28 protein-coding genes are annotated in these 20,016 nt (G+C 60.8%); 12 read left to right on the forward strand and 16 right to left on the reverse strand.

Annotation, left to right across the window (positions count from 1 at the left end):
- Positions 1–119: 119 nt before the first annotated feature.
- The 14 genes from LAQ74_RS12530 to LAQ74_RS12600 are packed head-to-tail and all read right to left on the reverse strand — an operon-like array spanning position 120 to position 10,254.
- Positions 120–482 (reverse strand): hypothetical protein, encoded by a 363-nt coding sequence (locus LAQ74_RS12530; RefSeq protein WP_224332870.1) that lies wholly within the window; start codon positions 480–482, stop codon positions 120–122.
- Positions 479–748 carry a hypothetical protein gene (locus LAQ74_RS12535; protein ID WP_224332871.1) on the reverse strand — a complete coding sequence of 90 codons (270 nt, stop codon included), beginning with the start codon at positions 746–748 and terminating at the stop codon, positions 479–481. Before LAQ74_RS12535 ends, LAQ74_RS12530 begins: the two co-directional genes overlap by 4 nt.
- Complete coding sequence (locus LAQ74_RS12540; protein ID WP_224332872.1) at positions 748–1,035, reverse strand: hypothetical protein; 288 nt, start codon at positions 1,033–1,035, stop codon at positions 748–750. The genes LAQ74_RS12535 and LAQ74_RS12540 overlap by 1 nt, the downstream gene beginning before the upstream one ends.
- The gene (locus tag LAQ74_RS12545; protein WP_224332873.1) at positions 1,032–1,400 is read right to left on the reverse strand and encodes a hypothetical protein; all 369 of its coding nucleotides are present in this window, start codon (positions 1,398–1,400) and stop codon (positions 1,032–1,034) included. Before LAQ74_RS12545 ends, LAQ74_RS12540 begins: the two co-directional genes overlap by 4 nt.
- Positions 1,397–3,850: a LamG-like jellyroll fold domain-containing protein gene (locus LAQ74_RS12550; RefSeq protein WP_224332874.1), complete on the reverse strand. Its 2,454-nt coding sequence runs from the start codon at positions 3,848–3,850 to the stop codon at positions 1,397–1,399. Before LAQ74_RS12550 ends, LAQ74_RS12545 begins: the two co-directional genes overlap by 4 nt.
- Positions 3,850–4,122: a hypothetical protein gene (locus LAQ74_RS12555; protein ID WP_224332875.1), complete on the reverse strand. Its 273-nt coding sequence runs from the start codon at positions 4,120–4,122 to the stop codon at positions 3,850–3,852. The genes LAQ74_RS12550 and LAQ74_RS12555 overlap by 1 nt, the downstream gene beginning before the upstream one ends.
- Entirely contained in the window at positions 4,119–4,373 is a 255-nt protein-coding gene (locus LAQ74_RS12560; protein WP_224332876.1) for a hypothetical protein, read from the reverse strand. Before LAQ74_RS12560 ends, LAQ74_RS12555 begins: the two co-directional genes overlap by 4 nt.
- The gene (locus LAQ74_RS12565) at positions 4,374–7,295 is read right to left on the reverse strand and encodes a hypothetical protein (RefSeq protein WP_255647682.1); all 2,922 of its coding nucleotides are present in this window, start codon (positions 7,293–7,295) and stop codon (positions 4,374–4,376) included. It lies immediately after the preceding gene.
- A complete protein-coding gene (locus tag LAQ74_RS12575; protein WP_224337391.1) occupies positions 7,295–7,498 on the reverse strand; it encodes a hypothetical protein in 204 nt (67 codons plus the stop codon). The genes LAQ74_RS12565 and LAQ74_RS12575 overlap by 1 nt, the downstream gene beginning before the upstream one ends.
- Positions 7,495–8,373, reverse strand: a complete 879-nt coding sequence (locus LAQ74_RS12580) for a hypothetical protein (protein ID WP_224332878.1) — start codon at positions 8,371–8,373, stop codon at positions 7,495–7,497. Before LAQ74_RS12580 ends, LAQ74_RS12575 begins: the two co-directional genes overlap by 4 nt.
- 3 nt (positions 8,374–8,376) lie before the next feature.
- A complete protein-coding gene (locus tag LAQ74_RS12585) occupies positions 8,377–8,967 on the reverse strand; it encodes a hypothetical protein (RefSeq protein WP_224332879.1) in 591 nt (196 codons plus the stop codon).
- Positions 8,964–9,263 (reverse strand): hypothetical protein, encoded by a 300-nt coding sequence (locus tag LAQ74_RS12590; RefSeq protein WP_224332880.1) that lies wholly within the window; start codon positions 9,261–9,263, stop codon positions 8,964–8,966. Before LAQ74_RS12590 ends, LAQ74_RS12585 begins: the two co-directional genes overlap by 4 nt.
- Entirely contained in the window at positions 9,263–9,697 is a 435-nt protein-coding gene (locus LAQ74_RS12595; RefSeq protein ID WP_224332881.1) for a hypothetical protein, read from the reverse strand. Before LAQ74_RS12595 ends, LAQ74_RS12590 begins: the two co-directional genes overlap by 1 nt.
- 56 nt (positions 9,698–9,753) lie before the next feature.
- Positions 9,754–10,254 carry a hypothetical protein gene (locus LAQ74_RS12600; RefSeq protein ID WP_224332882.1) on the reverse strand — a complete coding sequence of 167 codons (501 nt, stop codon included), beginning with the start codon at positions 10,252–10,254 and terminating at the stop codon, positions 9,754–9,756.
- Positions 10,255–10,381: 127 nt separating this feature from the next.
- On the opposite strand from LAQ74_RS12600, the gene LAQ74_RS12605 reads away from it, so the two are divergent.
- The 6 genes from LAQ74_RS12605 to LAQ74_RS12630 all read left to right on the forward strand — a co-directional run bounded on the left by LAQ74_RS12605 (position 10,382) and on the right by LAQ74_RS12630 (position 14,488).
- Positions 10,382–10,624 carry a hypothetical protein gene (locus LAQ74_RS12605; RefSeq protein WP_224332883.1) on the forward strand — a complete coding sequence of 81 codons (243 nt, stop codon included), beginning with the start codon at positions 10,382–10,384 and terminating at the stop codon, positions 10,622–10,624.
- Positions 10,617–11,183 (forward strand): hypothetical protein, encoded by a 567-nt coding sequence (locus LAQ74_RS12610; protein ID WP_224332884.1) that lies wholly within the window; start codon positions 10,617–10,619, stop codon positions 11,181–11,183. The genes LAQ74_RS12605 and LAQ74_RS12610 overlap by 8 nt, the downstream gene beginning before the upstream one ends.
- Positions 11,180–12,124 (forward strand): hypothetical protein, encoded by a 945-nt coding sequence (locus tag LAQ74_RS12615; protein WP_224332885.1) that lies wholly within the window; start codon positions 11,180–11,182, stop codon positions 12,122–12,124. Before LAQ74_RS12610 ends, LAQ74_RS12615 begins: the two co-directional genes overlap by 4 nt.
- A gap of 299 nt (positions 12,125–12,423) precedes the next feature.
- Complete coding sequence (locus tag LAQ74_RS12620; protein WP_224332886.1) at positions 12,424–13,593, forward strand: glycosyltransferase family 2 protein; 1,170 nt, start codon at positions 12,424–12,426, stop codon at positions 13,591–13,593.
- Positions 13,593–14,195, forward strand: coding sequence for a hypothetical protein (locus LAQ74_RS12625; RefSeq protein ID WP_224332887.1), 603 nt, complete (start codon positions 13,593–13,595; stop codon positions 14,193–14,195). The genes LAQ74_RS12620 and LAQ74_RS12625 overlap by 1 nt, the downstream gene beginning before the upstream one ends.
- On the forward strand, positions 14,195–14,488 hold the full coding sequence (locus LAQ74_RS12630; RefSeq protein WP_224332888.1) for a hypothetical protein: 294 nt from the start codon (positions 14,195–14,197) through the stop codon (positions 14,486–14,488). Before LAQ74_RS12625 ends, LAQ74_RS12630 begins: the two co-directional genes overlap by 1 nt.
- Positions 14,489–14,669: 181 nt before the next feature.
- Here LAQ74_RS12630 and LAQ74_RS12635 read toward each other — a convergent pair whose 3' ends face one another.
- On the reverse strand, positions 14,670–15,248 hold the full coding sequence (locus LAQ74_RS12635; protein WP_224332889.1) for a hypothetical protein: 579 nt from the start codon (positions 15,246–15,248) through the stop codon (positions 14,670–14,672).
- A 103-nt stretch (positions 15,249–15,351) separates the two neighbouring features.
- On the opposite strand from LAQ74_RS12635, the gene LAQ74_RS12640 reads away from it, so the two are divergent.
- The 6 genes from LAQ74_RS12640 (at position 15,352) to LAQ74_RS12665 (ending at position 19,153) form a co-directional block, all read left to right on the forward strand.
- Positions 15,352–15,591: a MarR family transcriptional regulator gene (locus LAQ74_RS12640; protein ID WP_224332890.1), complete on the forward strand. Its 240-nt coding sequence runs from the start codon at positions 15,352–15,354 to the stop codon at positions 15,589–15,591.
- Positions 15,592–15,939, forward strand: coding sequence for a hypothetical protein (locus LAQ74_RS12645; protein WP_224332891.1), 348 nt, complete (start codon positions 15,592–15,594; stop codon positions 15,937–15,939).
- 28 nt (positions 15,940–15,967) lie between these two features.
- On the forward strand, positions 15,968–17,815 hold the full coding sequence (locus LAQ74_RS12650) for a transposase (RefSeq protein WP_224332892.1): 1,848 nt from the start codon (positions 15,968–15,970) through the stop codon (positions 17,813–17,815).
- A gap of 195 nt (positions 17,816–18,010) precedes the next feature.
- Entirely contained in the window at positions 18,011–18,262 is a 252-nt protein-coding gene (locus tag LAQ74_RS12655; RefSeq protein ID WP_224332893.1) for a hypothetical protein, read from the forward strand.
- 80 nt (positions 18,263–18,342) lie between these two features.
- Positions 18,343–18,498, forward strand: coding sequence for a hypothetical protein (locus LAQ74_RS12660; RefSeq protein WP_224332894.1), 156 nt, complete (start codon positions 18,343–18,345; stop codon positions 18,496–18,498).
- Complete coding sequence (locus LAQ74_RS12665; protein WP_224332895.1) at positions 18,491–19,153, forward strand: recombinase family protein; 663 nt, start codon at positions 18,491–18,493, stop codon at positions 19,151–19,153. Before LAQ74_RS12660 ends, LAQ74_RS12665 begins: the two co-directional genes overlap by 8 nt.
- A gap of 535 nt (positions 19,154–19,688) precedes the next feature.
- Here LAQ74_RS12665 and LAQ74_RS12670 read toward each other — a convergent pair.
- Complete coding sequence (locus LAQ74_RS12670; RefSeq protein WP_224332896.1) at positions 19,689–19,910, reverse strand: hypothetical protein; 222 nt, start codon at positions 19,908–19,910, stop codon at positions 19,689–19,691.
- Positions 19,911–20,016: the final 106 nt, after the last annotated feature.

Here is a 20,016-nt window from a genome sequence, read left to right on the forward strand (position 1 = left end):
GGACCCCCTTCGGGGGAAAAACTCCGCCTCCGCGTCGGCAAACGCTCCACTCGAAACACCCGAAACGTACCCCGCACCGCGCGCAAAAATTTTGACTTCAATCGAAAGCGGCCTTTGGGCTACTTCGACCCGAGCGGATGGCGATCCTCGTAGCTGGGGAACGAGTAGATCGCCCAGTTGCACGCGAGAATCAGCAAGAGCCCGGCCTCATGAATCCCCAGTCCCTCGAGCGACGAGGCCGACGGAACACCGATAGTCGCGACCGCGACCAGGACGAGTCCTAGTCCGACGAGCATCGGTGCGAGGTGTGCGAGGTAGACCGCCCAGAGCGGCGTCTCGTCGCGCCACGTGATTCGAACCTCCGCGTCACCACGCTGCAGATCCGTCTCGACGTTCGACGCCCATGGGAGCGCCACTAGCGCGTGCGTGAGTTCGTGCAGCGGGACCGCAGGTGTCAACAGATGCCAGAGAACTCCCGTCATCCAGCGACCTCCTGAGCGCTCTCTCCACGCGTCTCTGAAGACGGCCAGTAGTACCGCAGAACGTCGGCCATCAACGCAGCGCCGAGACAGGCGAGAGACAGGTCTACCGCGAGCCAATGGGCCTTCATGGCGAACGTGCTGTCGAGTCTCCAGACAGGAACGAGAATGATGCACAGCAGCGTCAGCAGTCGCCACGACCACGTCACCGCCGCCCGTTCTTTCAGGGAAGCGTCTTCCGGCGGGTCGAATAGACGTCTGACCTGCATCAGCTAATCACCGCCTTGTAGAAGGTCATGAAGATGGCGAGAGCCAGCGACATGAACATCATCGTCCACGCGATGCCGACGAGTTGTCCGGGGAGCACCGTGAACGCCATGAACGCGATGAGCGCCATCACCGTCGACGGCAGGATGATGTCGCCGGTTCGCGCGTAGATCGGCACGATTACGATTGCGGTGACGAACATCCCGAACGTGAGTTCTCCGAGCAGTCCCGTTGCTTCGGCGAAGATGCACGGGTGGATGTCTCCGCTGAACCAGCAGTCGAGGCTCATGAGATACGCATCCCCCGGATGATTTGCCAGACGCCGATGTAACTCACGAACTGAACCGGAGATGCCAGCGGGATTGCGAACCACGCCGGGAAGCCGACGTTTATCAACGCGACCGGCAACGCGAGAGACCATTTCAGGCCATCGACGACTGCCTGCGCGCCTTCGACTGTCACCCCCAGATAGGACCCCTGGTCGGAAACGCGGTCGGCGCTATAACTATCGACGTCCTCGTCGAGTCCGCGCGCGTCTTCCTCGAGACCGGTCGAGTGACCGACGCCCAGATCCTCGTTGAAGCCGGACATGCTCATCATCATCCCCGCGACCGCGAGCGAAATCGCCAGCAGCATCGGCACGGTGACCTTCATGCTCGGGCACCTCCGAACTCGGAGACCTTGCCAAGCAACGCTATCGCGCCTGCGATGCCGATTGCGCTCATCGGGATGTCGACCCATCCGAGCCACGTCATCCCGGTAGCGATGGCGACGATGACAATCGCGCCGGTTCGGGCTTCGGATGACGGGAACAGCGCTGCGACCAGCACGATCAACACGAGAGCACCGAGGCTCAGCCAACGCGAGTCGATTGGGAGGTCGAGGTTCTCGACGCCTCCCAACTGATTCGTGTTGCCGATCTCCTCGCCGTTCCTCGTCGCGGACCACTTGACAACCCACTGCTTGTCCGCATCGCTCTCCGAGAGCTGCTCCTCATGCAGGTAGCTCCCGAGTTCGTTCTCGCTGTCGCTGAACAAGACGTTCGACTCGTTCCCGCGCTCGTGCACGGTCACCTCGAAGTTCGACGTCTCGTTCTGCTGGTCTTCGTAGTGGAGTTTGATTACGTCCTCCTCGGTGATGAACGCCTCCCAGCGGAACTGGTCTCCTTCCGGCGCTCGCCACTCGATGCGGCCGACTTCGAGCTGACGAGTGCCTTCGCTGGTCGCGAGGTACGAACCCAACTGGCGCGTATCACCATCCGAGTTCTGAACGCTCAAGCGGTAGCGCGCATCTCGTTGGAGGTAAACGGGGAAGAACTGCGACGCACCCACGTAGTCTCCAGCGATGACAACCCACTCGGCGGAGTCGTTGATCGAGACGGCCTTCTCGATGTAGATCCTCGACGAGTCGGCCGGGAACTGTCCAGTCTGGTCGGCGACGCTGAACTCGTTCAGTACCGCGCTCTCGTTCTCGTCGAGGAGGAACACACGCTGCTGGTCGAACAGCGAATCAATGATGATCCGCCGCTGGTAGTAGCCATCCGCGTTCGCAACGACGACTAACTCCTCGTCTACCGGAAGTCCGGCCATGTCGATTTTACCGTCCGTCGTCGTCCGCTCGACGACCGTGTCATCACCGTAGAAGCGGAGTGTAACCGTTGCATCCCCTGAGATGAGTTCTTCTGGTGCGGTTTCGTTGCGGATCTCTAACTCCTCCGGCGTCCCGAAAGAGAAAGAACTACTCTGAAGGCTGTTGCCGTACGAATCCTCGACGGTGACATACCACTCATTCTCACCGGCAGTCAGTCCGTCCCACGTGGTGCTCGCGCTGCCGTTCGCGCTGAGCGTATCCGTGCCGATTACCGAGTCATCAGAAGCATCATGGAAATCAACCGTGACCTCGTCTCCCTGTGATGTCGCGAAGTCTGGATCAGAGACGCTAATCGAGAGTTCGCCGTCACCACTCGTGGTTTCGTTCGGCGATGCTGACGACTCGTCGATGATTGGATCGGTCGTTTGCGCCGATACCGAGTCGGAGTGAATTCTAGCGACGTGATCCGAGTCGGTCGTCTCCATATCGACGGCCACGCGGACATCGTCTCCTTCGAACTCTGACCACGTCGACGTAAGCTCTTGTGGCGATGAGACGTTCGTCTCGTTGAGCGTTGTCCAGGTATCACCCCCGTCGGTTGATCCTTGCCACGTAACCTGCGCTGTCGCGTTATTGAGCGAGAGGTTAACCGATCCCGAGACCGACCGATCAACATCGTGAACGTTGCTGTATGAACTATCTTCAGACGTCGTCCGGAGCTTCCCGGATGGCTCTGCGTATAAGTCTTCGACATCTCCATCTGACAAAGCGGACTCATAAACGCGGACTTCGTCGATTGTTCCGTTTATCTCTTGACTCGGTCCGCCATTGTATGATCTCGATGCCAACCGGAAGACGTCAGAGTTGGTCTCAGACTCCGAATATTGGAACGAATCAACCTCCGTCCCGTTGATGAACAGCGTTGATGTTGAGCCGTCGGCAACGAGCGTGATGTGCTGCCAGACACCGGTTTTCGCATCTTCGTCGGTGGTTGCTGTGCTATCCCCATTTGCATGACGCCAGTTGCCGTTATTTATATCAACGTAAAACCGGGCGTCGCCAGCGTCATGGACACCGAGACCGCCACTCTGGTCATCCTCAACCTTAACCCAGAACGAGAGAGTTCGCTCAGTCGATTGTGGAACGTACCCCGTGGAAAGGTCTTGAGATCCATCGACGCTGAGCGCGGATCCAGAGATACCAGACACCCAATCTGAATCGTCAATATCGACGTCGTTTGTCTGGACACGGTCCTGGGCACCATCTCCGTTGCCTTCGTCGAGAGACCATCGGCCAGCGATGCTCTGATCAGAGACGCCTGGTGCAACGTATGCGCTTTCGCCCGTACGCTCAACTTCAGCGTTGGTGAGACTACCTTCGTTGAACTCCGATGCCGTCGAGTGCTCGGAGACGATCGCGACGTTCGCGGCCGCCACCGGCTGAGCGCTCAACGAGAGCAGCGCCATCGCGACCGCGGCGACAACGAGCCACCGACCACGGAGATCGACGCGCATCAGTACCGACCTCCCATGACCTGGCGCTCGCGCTCCGTCTGGATCGAGCCAATCGCTTGGTAGATGAGCAGGTCCAGGAAGAAGATCGGGACGATGAGCGTGTACGCCACTAACTCGAACCGTTCCAGCGGCTCCAGTACCCACGTGTCCTGCACGTACGAGAGACTGTACGCCACCTCGAACACCTCAGCGCCGGCCGTGTTGAGGAACACGATGAGGCCGATGACCTGCACGACGCCGATGCCGACGAACAGCGTTCGGAGCCAGCTCATACGCCTCTCCTCGACGCGGTGACGCCACGGCTCAACGCCTCGATGAACAGGCCGATCATGACCACGCCGATGAACCACGTCATCGCGTCCGTGCCGTATCCGCAGTTCGTGGCCCCGTCGACCACCGTCGGTGCCGCGTCGCCGCAGCCTATCGACATCATCGGGTCGACGACCGTTTCCATCACGTCGTGCAGCAGCGCCGCCAGCACGAACGTCAGCGTGATTTTCAGGTAGGTGCCGAACGTCGCCATCTACCTCCGCCCTCCGAACTCACGCTCGATGAGGTCTTCCGCCGATGCGATTCCCGTCTCCCACTCCTTCTCCCACGCGGAGAAGTCCGGCATCGACGGCTCCTGCGGGTCCTCGAACTGACCGGGCGTCTCCCGCTCCCACTCGTACTCCGTGTTGGTCCTCGTCTCGATTTCCCACTCGCTCTCGTACTCGGTTTCTCGCTCCAGCTCCGGTGGACGGTACTCCGTCTCGTAGTCCGTCGCCATCCGCGAGTCCGTCGTCCAGTCCGTCCCGTACGCCGTGTCGAGGTCAGTATCGAGTTCGGTATCTACCCTCGTGTCGGTCATCATCTCCGTCTCCGTGCCGAGGCGGCCCATGTCGGCCTCGAACTCCGCGAGACCGTCGTCGCTGTAGTCCGCCACCGAGTACTCCATCGACGCTGCCGCTTGGCCGATCTCCGGCATCTCGACCTCCATTCCCGGACGCCGGTAGTCCGGTCGCAGCGACGGTTGAACGGCCTCCGTCTGTGCCTCCAACTCGTAGCGCTGCGCCGACGTCCAGTCGACCTCCGGTTCGTCGTACCGAAACGCCTCACGTGCGCGACGACCTCGACTGCGACCGCGTCGAGTGCTGCGCTCGAACGCCTGTTGACGGAGCCAGCGCTGCTCCGCGAGCGTGTCCGCGTCCACGGTGAACTCGTCGGCACGACCACCGAACGCGGACTGCGTGTCCACGCTTCGGGCCTGCTCGACGTCACCCAGTTGCTCCTGGCGGACTGCCTGCTCCTGTGTGGCGAAGCGGTCGAGTTCGTACTGCGTCTGGTCGAGTTGCTGCTCTGCTTCCCACTCGGAGCCGCGAGTGGACTGCCACTCCGAGTCGATCTGGACCGACGGCTGGTCCGGGTCAGATGTCTCGGTGCGTCGAGTCCGTCCCGCGCCCAGCTGCGCACGCTCGTCGCCCATGAACTGGCGCACCCGGCGCGATTCACGTCGCGCCCAGTTGTCCATCACGTCGTACCGCGTTCGACGGATGGCGCGAGAGAGCCTCGACGTCGCCGCTTGCCCGCCCCGAATGGCAATTTCCTCCGGGTCGATGCGGTTGTTCGGCAGTCTCGATAGTGCGCGACGACCCCTCCTCGTACTGCCGACAGTTCGAGTGGCGACATCGCCGATGATCTCCTCGCCAGGTTGAATCGCGTAGCGGCTCACGCGTCCCGCGCGTCCGCTCACTCGTGCAGCACCGCCCATCACACCGACGCTGCCGACGAGCGACCCTGCACCCATGCCGAGAGAGCGAGACGGGTTTTCGGCGAACTCCTCTCTCGCAGACCCGATAGCCACCTCTCCTGCTTGGGCACTATCTTCGAGGAACTCTCGTCCATCGCCTCTCGCCGTTTGATCAATTCCGTACCCGATGTACTCCCCGGCCTCCTTCAGACCGACAGCGACGTTGGGCACGTTCACGATTTCGCCGGCACCTCGGAGACCGCCCTCGACGAACTCCTCTTGCTGGTCGACGCCCTCGTCGAGGATGCTTTCGACGTCGCCCATGCCGCGGTCTCCCGCTGCGTCGGCCGCCGCCTCTTGTCTCTGCAGACCCGCGAACGGTCCGACCGTCTCGAATAACGGGTCGGTGGTGTCCGCGGCCCGGTTCAGGTCTTGCTCGGTGACGCCGATTGTGTCGGCGATTCCGCCGACTGCGTCGTATCGAGAGACGCTCGAGGCTGCCACTCCGACGGGATTGCCTCGCGAGTCGACGATGTCCTCCGCGGTGTTGCCGACGAAGTCCGAGTAGGCGTCCCCGGCATCGCCGAGCACGTTCTCGACGCGCCGACCGCCGACGGCCGGTACCGCGTCGGGGATGCGGACGGACCAGTCTCCGAACTCCTCTTGGGGCGCTTGCCGGTCCTGCGCGAACCGACCGGAGACTCCCGGCAGGTTCGCTCTCCCCGTCGGGTTGCCGATGTCCAACGTCTGCGGGTCGTCTTGGTCTCGGTCCTGCGCGAACTGTCCGCTCACGCCCGGAATGTTGTTGAGCGAGTCGAGGCGCGCCTCGTTTCGCTCGTTCATTCGGTCTTGGGCGTCGTCGAGGAACACGTCGGCCGCCTCCTGGTCGAACGCATACTGCTGGCGAACCGTCTCGCCGTCGCCCGTCTCGACAGTAACGACGAACCCGTCGTCGGTCCGCTCCTCGATGGAGTATCCTTGCGCGTCCTCGAACTGTTCGTTGACCGTCTGCTCGACAGTATCGAGTTGCGCCTCGGTCTCGAAAACGTCGCGACCGGAGTCGGTGAGTCGAACCGTCACGCGTCCGCTGTCCTTGACCACGAACTGGTAGTCCTCGCGGTCCAGATACGGGTACTCTGCCTCGATGGCACGTTCCCGGCGGTCTATCTGCGCCTCGACGAGGTTGTTGTCCGCGCTGACGTCGCCCTGGACGACGACGCGTTCGGGGTCGTCGTCCTGGTCGGTCTCCTCCGGCGGCCGGTCACTCGGGCTATCCCGATCTCGGCCGGGAGTCGTTCCCCCGGTCTGATCCGGAGTCTGTCCGGACGGGCTCTCCGGTCGCGGGTCGTTTCGGTCGCGGATGGTGTCACGATTCGGATCGCCTCCGCCGGAACCACCGCCACCGTTGTCGTTGCTGCCGTCGTCACGGTTCCGGTCGTACTCCTCGGGCGGTTCCGGTCTCGGTTCGTTCCGGTCGCGCGTCGAATCGCCACCGGAGCCACCGCCACCACCGCCTCCGCCGGAGCCACCGCCGCCACCGCTTCCGCCGGAGCCACCGCCATCGCTGCTGCCGTCGTCTTGGTTCCGGTCGTACTCCTCGGGCGGTTCCGGTCTCGGTTCGTCCCGGTCACGCGTCGAATCGCCACCGGAGCCACCGCCACCACCGCTTCCGCCGGAGCCACCGCCGCCACCACCCGATTCCCAGTTGGCAGGCATCAGCACCGACCTCCCTGTCGGAACCGGTAATCGTGTTCGCGGTGGTAGCCCCCGTTCGCACGGCTGACCATTGCTTTCGTCGCGAACTTCTGCGCGAGGCGCTTCGCTTCGTCCTCGGCGATTCGCTTGCGGTGGTCGCGTGCGACCTCGACGCCGTTGTGGACGACGAGCCATTCCCTACCGTCTCGCTCGACGCGGATCACAGCAGTCCACCTCCCACGAGCACGTTTGCGATGTCGATCATGCCGATCGGCACCGTCGGGATGGTTCCGCTGCCGCCTCCGGCGATGCTCGTCGCGAGCGCCGGACCGAACAGCCCGAGCGCGACGCCGCCGAGCGCTGCGAGCAACACCCACAGCGTGTCCGAGCGCGAGAAGTCCAGTTCGGCGAGTTTCGCGCGCTTGGCTTGGTTGCCCATGTCCTCTTGGGTCACCTTCGAGCCGAACAGCCGCCAGCCGTCGCGGAACGACAGCGCTCGGCCCTCGTATCCCGACGTTTCGGCATCGATTGCGACATCTCTGCCGCCGTCCGCGCGGGCGTGGGGTTCGTAGTTCCCGAGCCGGCGCTGCGTTCCCATGTACGCTTCGAGCGGCTCGGTGATCTCTCGGCCCTCACGAAGCGCCCAGACGACGGGGAACTTGCCGTTCACGCGCTTCGGTGCGAATCCGATACCTTTCGCGCTGAACTTCTCGCCGTTCGTCGTCTCGTACTCGGCGTCCTGCGAGTTCCACGTCGCGCCGCGCGTGGCGACGACGCCGTCGCCGTAGATTACGTTGCAGATGACGTCCGCCGAGGTCGTCTTCATCACGATTTTGTGACCGGCGTTGATGAGCGCCGCTCCCAGCGCACCTGTCCTCGGGATAGGCTTCAGCGACCAGTAGACGAGTGCCATCCAGAAGACGCACCAGCCCTTGACGGCCGCGGCGATCGTGCCCCCGATTGTACGGCCCGCCTTGCCCGCGGATGAACCGCCGTCTTTCGCAGTTGCTTTGACTTGCTTGACGAACCCATCGGGTTCAATCGGGGAGTCGGTCTGTTCGGTGTCGTGTCCGTCGTTCGGTGATTCGTTGTCAGTCATGGTCTATTTGAAGGGGTTGAGTGCGCTCAGCAGTCCTCCGCCGCCTCTGCTGCTCGGTTCGTCGCCGTGTCGCTCGGTCGAGACGTGCATCTCCGTGATACCCTCGAAGAACGTGCCATCGCCCATGCTCTCGCGGTCGGTTTTGACCTCCGAGAGCGCGTGCCAGATTGCCTCCTTCTCGGCGGCGCTCCAGTCGTCTCGGACACCGCCGAAGTTGTCGCCGTCGACCTCCTGGGCGACCTCGCGGAAGATACCGGTGCAGAGGTCGGGGTACTCGCCGCCTTTGATGAGCCGGTCGGCGAGGTTCTCGTTTAGCAGCCGATTCGAGTGGTCGCTGTAGTAATCGTCGCCGTGCGCGGCGAGCATACCCGTCGTCGACAGGTAGGGCTTGAGCAGGTCGACGATGTCGCGGTACTCCTCGCTCTCGAGGTCCTCGTCGGTGAGTTTGTCGAGGATCTGGTCCGGCTCCATCTCCTTGATCGGGTCGATGGCCGGCCCTCGACGAGTGCCCGCCTCGAGGCCGACGCGCTCGACCTGTTGGTCCTTGCGGGCAGAGATCTCTCGCTCCTGCCGTTCGGCGTCTCGTCGGCTCATCCGCTCACCCCCGTCCGTCCGTCAGTCGGGTAGCGACCCGTGAGCGACCCGATGAACGCAGCCACGCTGATCAGCCAGAACGCGGCTGCCACCCATTGGACTTCGGGCGCACCGTAGACCTCGGAGACACCGTTGGAGACCACGGTAATCGAGTCACTACGTAGCGCGACGACGCCCCACGTGAGCAGCGAGATGCCCGCGAAGATTTCGGTGTCGTTGTGCCAGCCGTTGAACAGCGTTGCGAACAGGCTGGCGGAGCCAAGCGCGAAGAGCGCCAGATACTGGCTCTCCAGCATCAGATTAACTCCATGAGATTGAGTACCGCGACGGCCATGAACATCAGCAGGAGGTACGGAAACGCCGTGGCACCTGCTGAGAGGATGCTATTCACACCTTTGGTCGAGTCCGACCTCGCGGTGTAGTCGTACGTGATGTCGACGGTCGCGCCGTCGGGGGCCGACGATCCATTGACTCGACGGAACTCGCCGGTTGAGTCGTTCCATCGATAGTCGGATCCCTCATCGAGGGTTGTTTCGTTGTACACCACGACGATCTCGTCGCTGAAGGAGGCGGCTCGGTCCGCCTCGTCGACGGAGCGCCAACTGTCGGTCAGCGTATGCGTCTCGTTCGTCGCGGTGTAGGGCTTTGCTGCATTGTCGTAGGAGAGGCCGAGCACCGGAGCTGCAACTATCAGCAGCAGGGTGACGGCCGCGAATTTCCATACACTCATGGCTCAAATCCGTGTTTCTGGTGGCTTACCCGCAAAAAGTGGGTGTGTTCGCTACGTTACCGCCCGCCGCCGCCGTTGCCCATGCCACCGAAGTAGCTGAGCGCGACGCCGGCACCGACTGCGATCAGGCCGACTCCGATGAGCGTGAAGGCCGTCGTCCCGTAGTCTGCGAACGTATCGGTCATGTTCGTCCACTCGTTCTCGGTGTCCGGGTCAGACACGATGTCGGTCCCGTACAGCGCACCGAGAACGATCAGCGCCACGACTGCGACGATGATACCGCGGGCGACGACCATGACCGAGCCGCCGATCTTGGCGGTCGTCGTCTCGGCTTCGTGGACCTCGTCGACGGAGACTTCGCCAACGGTCTTGTTGGCGAATGCCTTTCCCGCGAGCGTCGCGTTCCAGAGCTTGAAGTCCGCGTCTTCACGAACAGCGTCGGCAGCGTCGATTGCACGATCGACGATGCCAGGGCTGTCAGGTTGTTCCGTTCCCAGTCCAATTCGAGCCGCGGGTGCGAGCCCACGGGTTTCCGGTTGAATGGCAGCTGCGGCCATGGAACTCCCGCGATTCCGCTATAGTATAATGATTTTGACGAGTTGATGTTGGCACACGTGGCCCGGCATGTGTCCCCTCATGTAGCCTACCAACTGCTTATTAACGGGGGGATTCGTGTCGTGGTGAATGTCACCGGAATTAGCTGGTTCAGCACGGCATTATGTCGAGGAGCTCAAGCGCGCGGAGCGCCCCGACGATGTCGCGCTGAACGTCGAGACACGAACCGTTTCGTCGAACAACGGATGTCCCTACGTCAATCCGACGGACTTCGGGTTGCGGATGCTCGGACTCGGTATCGGCGACGACGTCCACGTCGCGACCTTCCACGGCGCAATCGTCATATTGCCGGAGGGGGTGTCCGATGCCTAACGAGGACGGGATGCCGCGGAAGACGACCCGCGAGAAGCTCATCGAGGCAGCGCAGATCCGCGTCCACGAGGAGCGAGTCATCTGTCTCCGTGCGAATCTTCGATTCAACACGGTGCCGCGCTCGAAGCGTGAGGACTTCCAGACCGCGCTTCTCGACTACTACCACGCACTCCGACCGCTCCGGAAGGAGGGCATCGTCAACAACTTCTGGGAAAACGAGGTTCTGAGCAAGAAACTCACTCAGCCCACGGAGGTCGAACAGCAGAACGTCAAGGCGCAGATCGACGGCGGTAAACCCACTATCTCGACCGAGACGGTCTCTGTCGACAAGCCGATTGAAGGCCTCGACTGGCTCGAAGAGTTAGAGGACGAAACCGAGACGAACATCGAGGAGCAGCGGACGATGCGCGGAACTCTCCCACCAAAACGCACCGAGCGTCCGCTCGTCCTCCCCGCTGACGTGCTCATCGATATTGCCGGTGTCCTCGACGACGCCGCTGCAAGACTCGGGTTCAGTCCCGAGGTCGCGCTGCAGGAGGGGACGACTGATCCGGTATGAGCAGTATCGAAGCAATTCAGGAGAGTCCCCACATCAGCAATGGGGTCAGCCTGAAAGAGTACTACGGTGCGATGCCCGAACCGGTTCGGAACAACATCATGCTCCGCCGGAAGATTTGGCCGCGGATGAACATCCACAACGAAAACTGGATGTGCTGCTGCGTCGGTGAAACTGGCAGCGGGAAGTCCTACGCCGCGGTGCGTCTCGGAGAAGCCCTCGACCCAAACTTCTCCATTGACAACATCGCGTTCAGCGTCGAGGAGTTCCTCGAACTCGTCAACGACGACTCGTTCGGTCCCGGCTCGGTCTTTGTCCTCGAAGAGGCTGGCGTCGCAGCGGGGAACCGTAACTGGTGGGACATCGCAAACGAGGTTCTGGACTCGCTCACTCAGACGTGGCGAAACCAGAACAAGGGAGCGGTGTTCACCGCCCCTGACTTCGACTTGATCGACTCTCACGTTCGGCGTCGGTTCCACCACTTGGTCGACATGGTCGACAAGGATGAGGACGAGATGGTCTCAAAAGCCCGGTTCAAATACATCCAGACGAACCATGAGACCGGGAAGACTTACCGGAAGTTCTACCGCATGGTTGACGACCGAGGCATCCGCCGGATGTATCGGTATGTCCAATTTGGACTACCCAGCCCAGAACTCATCGAGTCCTACGAGGATGTCAAGAGTGGGTATACCGACGACCTCAACGCAAGTCTATTGGAGAAAGTACGAGCGGAATCGGCGGAAGAGGATGACGACCTCTCTCCGCACGAAATTGTCGACCAGATCATCTCCGAGGACCGTGTAGAGGATTATATCTCGGAATCGCCGGGTGGCGAGTACCTGGATCGGGACCTGTTGAAAGTGGACTTTGGTGTATCGGAAGCAGAGTCGAAACAGGTCAAGAAACTCCTCGTTCGGGAGGCAGATCTCGATGTCCAGTAAGCCAGCCACGGGGTCCAATGAGGGGGGGACCCCCCCACCCCACCCCCGTGTTTATATTAACTTAAGATACGCGAAGGACCCCGACCCGACCGGCCGAACCGACCGAACCGGAGTTCGTCGCGTTCGCGGCCGCCGCCGGGCGGCCGGGCGTGAGCTCCCCCGACTCCTGAGCCGCAGCTGGAGGCAGTCAGCATGAAGTCACAGACCATTCCACAGAACCAGACGCTCGACCGCGACGAACAGACGACGACTCAGATAGCAGAGACTGCGCACCACTCATCCGATACTGGTGGTCAGAGATGAGTCGAGACAAATCGAGTCCGCGGGTATCTGTTATCGTTCCAACCTACTACAGGCCGCCGAAGCTCGCAGCGCTTCTAGCGAGTCTCACCGACCAGGACTACTGTGGTGAGTTCCGCGTTATCGTCTGTGGCCCGTTCGACGAAGAGACCGAGAGAGTGCTCGACCAAGCTCAGACGTCGCTTACCCTCGAACGCGTGCGAGCAGACGATGACTCCAATGCCTCCGAGAGTCGAAACGCCGGACTCGCCAAGGCATCCGGGGAGATCGTCGCGTTCACCGACGATGACTGCGTAGCACCACGGGACTGGTTGAGTGTCCTCGTCGGGACATTCGACGCATACAATGTTGCTGCCGTCGGCGGCGTCTGCCGACCTCATCCGAGAATAGAGCACAAGATAGCAGCGCGGGCGTACTCAGCACGAGCTCACAAACATCAGGTTCCGGAAGACACCGATGAGAATGGCGTTAGCGTCGGGACTATCGCCACGCATCGACTGTTCGGGACTGGAAACGTCGCGTACCGGCGTGAGGTGATCGGTGACAAGCGCTTCGACGAGTCACTCAGTCGCGGAGAGGATGCTGACTTCGCAGCACGAGTTTTGGGAGACGATGGCCGGATAGCCTTTGCTCCCGTCGAAGTGCTCCACGACCGAGACCACGATTTCGCGGAGTTCATCTCGCAGCGTTGGCAAAACGGGATGAACGATGCAAAGATAGACCGCGGTCGTAGTGTTACTTCGAGCGCCTTGGGCCTCATCGGGTCTCCGGCTCTCCTCATCCGAACGCTTCGCAGCGAGGGTGCCTCGAAGACAAGCCTCGGCGTTTGGGCCGGCGACCTGGTCGCTCGGGCTGGTGTGCTCGCAGGTTGGGTCCTCAAACCACGGTTTGGGCCACCAGACTCTGGTCGAGGGCGGCCCGAAGAAGGCAATTCGCTCCCGGAGGAGATCGCGTTCTGGTCGCTCTTGATGCTCTCGCTACCAATCCTGTTGCCGTGGTTGCTGATTTCGAGCGTTCGCCGACGGCGTCACGCGCAGAAAGAGTTACCGCACGTCGACGAGGTGAGCGATGAGCAGCTGATGGGTCTGTCGTTCGTCCGCGACGATACTGAGACGTATCGTGTCAACCACGACTATGAGCGTGGGGAAGCGCGGCTGGAGGAAGTCTAATGGACAAGACAAAGACGGTCGAGCGGACGAAGCAGCGATACGTCGACGGAGAGATCGACGAGGACGAACTCGAGGAGCAACTCGACCAGGCGGACTTCGAGGCCGAAGACTCCGAGAAGAGTACTTGGGAGGAGATCTCCGAGCACGTCGACCCGAGCGGTGTTCCGTTTCGGATGATGACTACCTGCTTCCTGATGATTCTGTGGCTCGCAAGTGCGACCGTCTTCCAGGCGCTCGGAGAGGCTGGTACGATGCCGACCGAGAACGCGATGGAGTTGTTCTACCTGATGACTGCGCTGTCTCCTGCGTTCATCTGGATGTTCGTCAAGCAGTTCGACGACATCCTCAGACCTGCGAAGCACATCAAGCCGGTTCGGCACGTCCGCTACGCTCTCTCGCTGTTCTTCGCTGGCGGGATTTACACGAGTACGTCGGTCCCGCTCGATGCACCGGCCGAGATGGTCCAGATGTCCCGGTCGATGAGTCTCATGTTCGCACTACTGACCGCAGTACCAGCGCTCACAATGTACGTTGAGGACAACGCCGACGCGATCGAGGCGAAGCTTCGCCAGTACTCCTGGGGACGGAGGTTGATGGAGTGATGTTCGAGCGCGTACGCGAGACGGTGGAACGTTTCCTGCCGACGGACGGCCCAGGACATACGGACTATCCGGAGGTCGACATCAGAACGCACCGCAACATCGCGAAGTGGAACTTCCGTATCGGAATCGCGGCCGGGGTCGCAGGACTCTACTACGGGTCGAAGACAGGGGAGACGTGGACGATGTTTGCCGGACTCGCGTTCGCGGCACTCTCGTTCTGGTCGGCGACACAGCTCCGCCTCGAGGCGCTGGAGTGGGAGGTCGAATTGAACGATCAGTACCTCCAAGTTTGATTGCTTGCCATACGAACATTGTTGAAATATTGTCCTCATTTCCAGTGAACGTACTTCGTGTCGTCAGCTGCGACTCGGTGCTTGTTGAACGCATCCTTACATGACGAGCGCCCGCAGTAGCGCGTCCCCTCGATCTCTTTCGAGTCGCCCCTCCGGGTCGCACGACCGCAGTTGTCGCACATCATGCTGTCTTCTCCTTTTCACGGAAGTCCGCCTCCGGGGGATTGCGTCGGACTTGCCGCCACAAGAGCCAGCCGGTGAGAACCATCGCTGGCCAAACCAAGCCGTTCAGAACCGTTTCCTCCATGCTGCCAGTTCCAGAGTAAACGACTAGGGGGAGGACAACCACAAGCGCAGGAGCGAGAGCCTTGAGAATCATCTTGTTCAACCTGATATTATCGGCCTGTACAGGGCCTTCAACCTCGAAATGCTCGTTATCAAGTGCTGTCAAGAATTCCAGCCACGGCTGGAATGCCTCGTCGATACTCCGGTGATAGCGGTGAGCTGCCCACACCAGCCCAATAGCGAAGAGTGGGCCGATGATTGTTCCAGGGTTGAACTCGGCGGCATACGTTTGAAGCGCGAACGGCACCACGCCCTCCTTCGCATACCGTGTAATCTGGATGAATTGGCCGAGTGTCACACCGACCATGAGCGCAGTCATCACATAGCCGATGAACCGCAGGCCAGCACTTGACCAAACGGGATACCCGCTGAACCTCTCGTACACATCGTTTGATTTGGTTGTTGATTCGCCCATATCACACATATCAACGTCGAACGGCTTAGTTCTTTGGACTGCTTAAGCCACTCCAACAGCACCCAAAGAGTTAGTGCATATCGGAACGATAATGCGAGTATAGATGGCGGTCAAGAACATGGTCAACGAGAACTACGAACCGAATGCTCACGAGGACAAGGTGCTTGATTTTATCAAGGATGAGCCCTGTGGCCGGGTTACGAACCGATACGTGCGAGAACAGACCTCGATGCCAGCCGAGCGCGTCGATCCAGCGCTGAACAACCTCGAAAAGGCTGGGTGGGTACGACGGTTGACGCGTGGCTTCTACGAGCTGGTTGAAGATCCGCGGGAGGTGAAGTAGATGGGCAACCGTGGACAGGTCGTTATCGAGGACGTTGGCGTTCACCTCTACACTCACCAGGAATCTCACAAACTGGAAGAGTTGGTTTCTCAAGCACTGAAGCGCGGCCAAGACCGTTGGGAGCAACCAGACTACATGGCTCGAATCGTCTTGGACGATCTGAAGCAGAGCGATACGGGGACGAAGGGGTACGGCATCTCATCCACTAACTATCACCACACGTACCGTACTCTTCGTCTCGATTTCCATAACCTCCAGGTGCGTATGGAGAGTATCTACGACGATGAAGAAGACTACGTCATGGGAATGAAGGAGTTCGTGGATAAATTCTCGTCGGAATCCATTTAAGTCCCGGTAGGCTACTAGTCGCGCACACGTGACAAGACGCGGGGGAGTACAGGACGAGATCGCCGCCGACATCGCTTCTGAAGGCTTCGTCGATATTACAGAGCCACGGCCTTGGGACTACGAATACATCGCTCAGAAGGTCGCAGACCGCGTCTTCCCGATGCATCCGAAGGAAGACGGCTACGAGGGGCGCGGGCAGGAGGACGTCATGGCGATGGCCCGCGTCCACGTCTACCGCCACCTCGTCGAAGACCTGGAGTCGTTCCCCGACGCCGAGCGCCACCTCAAGAAGTACGACGGTGTGGTTTCTCGTCTCGGCCTGGAGAAACCACGGAGTCGTGAGACCATCCGCCGCAGCTGGAACGAACAGTTCGACGGCGCTCACGACTACATCCGGAAACAGGCGTACGATCTCCGGGACGCCATCGGGTGGGGGATGGACGGCGTCCTCATGGCGATGGGCGTTCACGATCAGTCACTCTCGTACCCTGAGTTCAGCCCCGAAGGTATCCGCCAGTCCGCGAAAGAAGACGCCTACGAGCGCATCCGCCCGATCCTCACCGACGTTGTTGACTTCGAGCGAGCGGAGAACGTCTCGGTTCCGTCCGAAGACCTCACCGACTACGCCGCGTGGCTGGCGCGTCGTCGGGAGATGACGCCGGAATCGATGAACGCCTACGTCGCCGACGAAGAACTCGATGAAGCGCCCTTCGACCCGGAGACGTATCGCAGAGCGCTTCGCAACAAGGAACGCGAAAAGACCAAGCTACGCGACGGTCGGACAATCTGGATGCCGCCGCTGAACCCGAGCGTCAACCTCAACGACGAGTACGGCGGTACCGACGACTGGCACTCCACGACCGAGGAAGGCATCGGTCGCTTCGTCCAGGAACTGAAGGACGAAGACATAATCGACGGCGAGGTACCGGTCTGTATCGACGGGTCGGTTCGAGACTACCACAAGCACCCGGACGGTGCCGACGACCGGCCCGAGGGAGTCTACCGTGAGTCGTACCTTCCCACAAACTACGGCTGGAAAGACCTTACCGCGACCGCCATCATCGACGGACGGGCGGTCGTTCTCGCCAACGTCTCGATGGTTCCAGGCGACAAGATGCCGAAGGCCGTCCGGTACCTCATCGACCGGTCGCTCGACCTCGTGGACGTCGAAGCGTTCTACGCTGACTCGGAGTTCGCCAGCGTGGCGAACTGCCGGCACATCAACCAGAACGGCGAGGACTACGTCTTCAAGATGCGCCACACCACCGGGGTGAAGGACGAACTGGAGGGGTTCACCGGAAAGGCGGCGTACACCGAGTACACGCTCCAAGAAGGGAAGTCAACCCGCGAGCACAAGACCACGCTGTTCGCCGTGGAGAAGCGCGGGAAGATCGACGTGAAGCGGGGCGAGACTCGGCACGATGAGCACTCGCAGGCCGGGTTCGAGGACTTCGGATTCAACGAACCCGAGGGCCAGCTCACGTTCGCCGATCTCGCTCCCGACGATGACGTGGAGTACGTCGCGTTCCTGACGAACAAGGAGATCAACAGCGCGGGGATCGACCCGGCGATGAAACCCGTCGCACACGACAACAAGCGGACGGTGTGGGGACAGGCCGAACGCTACCGTCGTCGCTGGAGTATCGAGACGGCCTTTCGGCAGATCAAGTACCAGTTTATCCCGCAGACGAAGTCCCGCGATCTTGGCACTCGCCGGTTCGTCTGGATGATGGGAATTCTCCTGCTGAATGCGTGGGCGGCGCTGAACATCTTCGTCCGGCGGTGGGCGTCGCAGACGTTCGACGAGGACGACACCGACCCGCCCGTCCCCGGCAAGGAGATGCTGGACGAGCTGGCGAAGACCGAGCACGGCTAACCCCCTGTTTCCTCTCCGCGCTCGCCGACTCGTGAGCCGCGCGGCTAGCGTTCGGTCGCTGTTTTCGGTACTTCTTCTCTAGAATTAGACAATCGCCCACTCACTGCAACTCGTGACCGGCGAGCGTCAGTCCCATCGTTCTTCTTTTCGGTCGCTACTGTTTGGTACAGAAGCCATCCTTTGAGGTACTAAACGATGAGTAGCTGGATTGGAGGTGCGACATTCGTCGCCATCGTTCTCGTCTTCGCCATCCTCTTCGGTATGGGCATCACTCTCGAAGTCGCGTCGAGTCCGGAGATGAAGAACTTCATGACGGAGAGCCGAGAGTGGTGCGAGCAGCGGGACGGTAATCTCTGGATCGAACGGGCTGTCGGGTCGGACGGTGGTCTCTACTGTGAACTGCCGAACGGGACGTTCGTCCAGATGAAGGAGGTAATCGATGACTGAGAGCGTTCGAGTAACCCACCTATCCCAAACACCCCTACATAGTACTTAATATAGTACTGAGAATAGTACGGACCGAACCAATGCCGAAAACGTCGATCAACAAGGCTGGCGAACGTCACTTCAAAACGACCGTTCCAATCGCGCTCGTCGAGGCGTTCGACCTTGAGGGCAAGCGCTTCGACTGGACCGTCAAGAACGGAACCACTCTCGAACTCCGAGTCGTCGACGATGACTGACCACGCAGTCGCTTACCTCCGACTCTCCCAAGACGGGAAGTCACTCGAACGTCAGCAGCGCGATGTCGAGGACTACGCCGACGAGCACGGCCTCGGCCTCGTGAGAACCTATAACGAGGGGAAGCGTTCCTCCGGGTTCGACGATGATCGCCCCGAGTACCAAGCGCTCCTTGAGTACGTTGACCGCGACCACGTCGACGCGGTCATCGTCCCGAACCTCTCCCGGCTCTCGCGCGACCGGAAGGAACGCCTTCGGCTCCTCCTCGATCTCGACGCCGCCGGAGTCGACCTTCACTCGTACGAACTCGGCCGCGCCGTCGACCTCGACGACGACTGGGAACTCGTTCAGCAGTCGATTCAGGCAACCGCCGACGACGTCCAGAAGCGGAAGGAAATCGAGCGCTCGAAGCGCGCCACCGCCGAGCGCATCGCGAACGGCTTCGACCACGGTCGTCCTCCGCGCGGACTCCAGTTCGACGGCGCCGGTGAGTACTGGGTTCCCGACGACGAGTTCGAAACCATCGTCGAGGCTATCCAGATGAAGGAGTCGGGCGCGTCGTTCCGGGTCGTCGCCGACGAGACTGGTCTTCCGCTCACGACGGTTTACGATGCTGTCAAACGGAAAAACACCTACCTGAGACACGTCGACGATTAGTCCGAGTGAACTTCGCGCAGATGATTCGGGAGCTGGTTGTTATCGAGATGCTCCCCACAGATCGGACACGTTCTACCGGGCGCTTTCTTTCGACGATTCTCCTCGAGTTGGTCGCTCATCGACTTGGGTTACGTCCGCACGCGAGAAAGTGTTAAGCGTTGATGGAGTCGGGCCGTCTATCCAAAGAAGCTCACATCCTCGGTTGTGACTTCTGTTCCGCCGCAATTCGGGCAGTAGTTCGACAAAGGCGTTGCATCGGGGTCTCGGCTTACGAGGTTTAGCATCTCCGCCTCCCAAATCAAATTACACTCTCCGCAACGTGCCCGAACAGAATCAGCGGTCATCCCCAGATCTCCAAGTTGATTCCTTGTCGCACCACACCCGTCATTCGATGATCACCTCAGTCTCTTTCCCGCACTTCGCGCATTCAGCGACGTAGTACGGTTGTTCAGCCGGGAAGTGACCGCCGTCGACGTCTGCCGACGTGAACCAGACGTGGTCGCAAAGGCGACGACGCATAGCACCGAGGACTCCATCACTCGTCATTTTCTGCCATCTCCTGGAATCGGGGGACGTATCTCCCATTCCGCACCACTTCGATTTCACGACGGACAGTTCCGTCGTCATACTCGACGACTACCTCTCTCGCCTTCTCTTCCAATGGGAGATCTACACCGCCGATGATTTCTCGATAGCTCCGGGATTGGGAGGAATCACTCACGGGTGAAACCCTCCTCTTCACGTCGCCGTATTTCATCTTTTGTGAGCTTCGCTGGGTTGTCGAGAATGAATATCGGACCGTTGGGGGTCTCGATCCATTCGCCGCCCGAAGGAACATCTGAGTTCACGAACCAGCCAGTGAG

This window comes from Haloprofundus halobius (assembly GCF_020097835.1).
Taxonomy (GTDB): domain Archaea; phylum Halobacteriota; class Halobacteria; order Halobacteriales; family Haloferacaceae; genus Haloprofundus; species Haloprofundus halobius.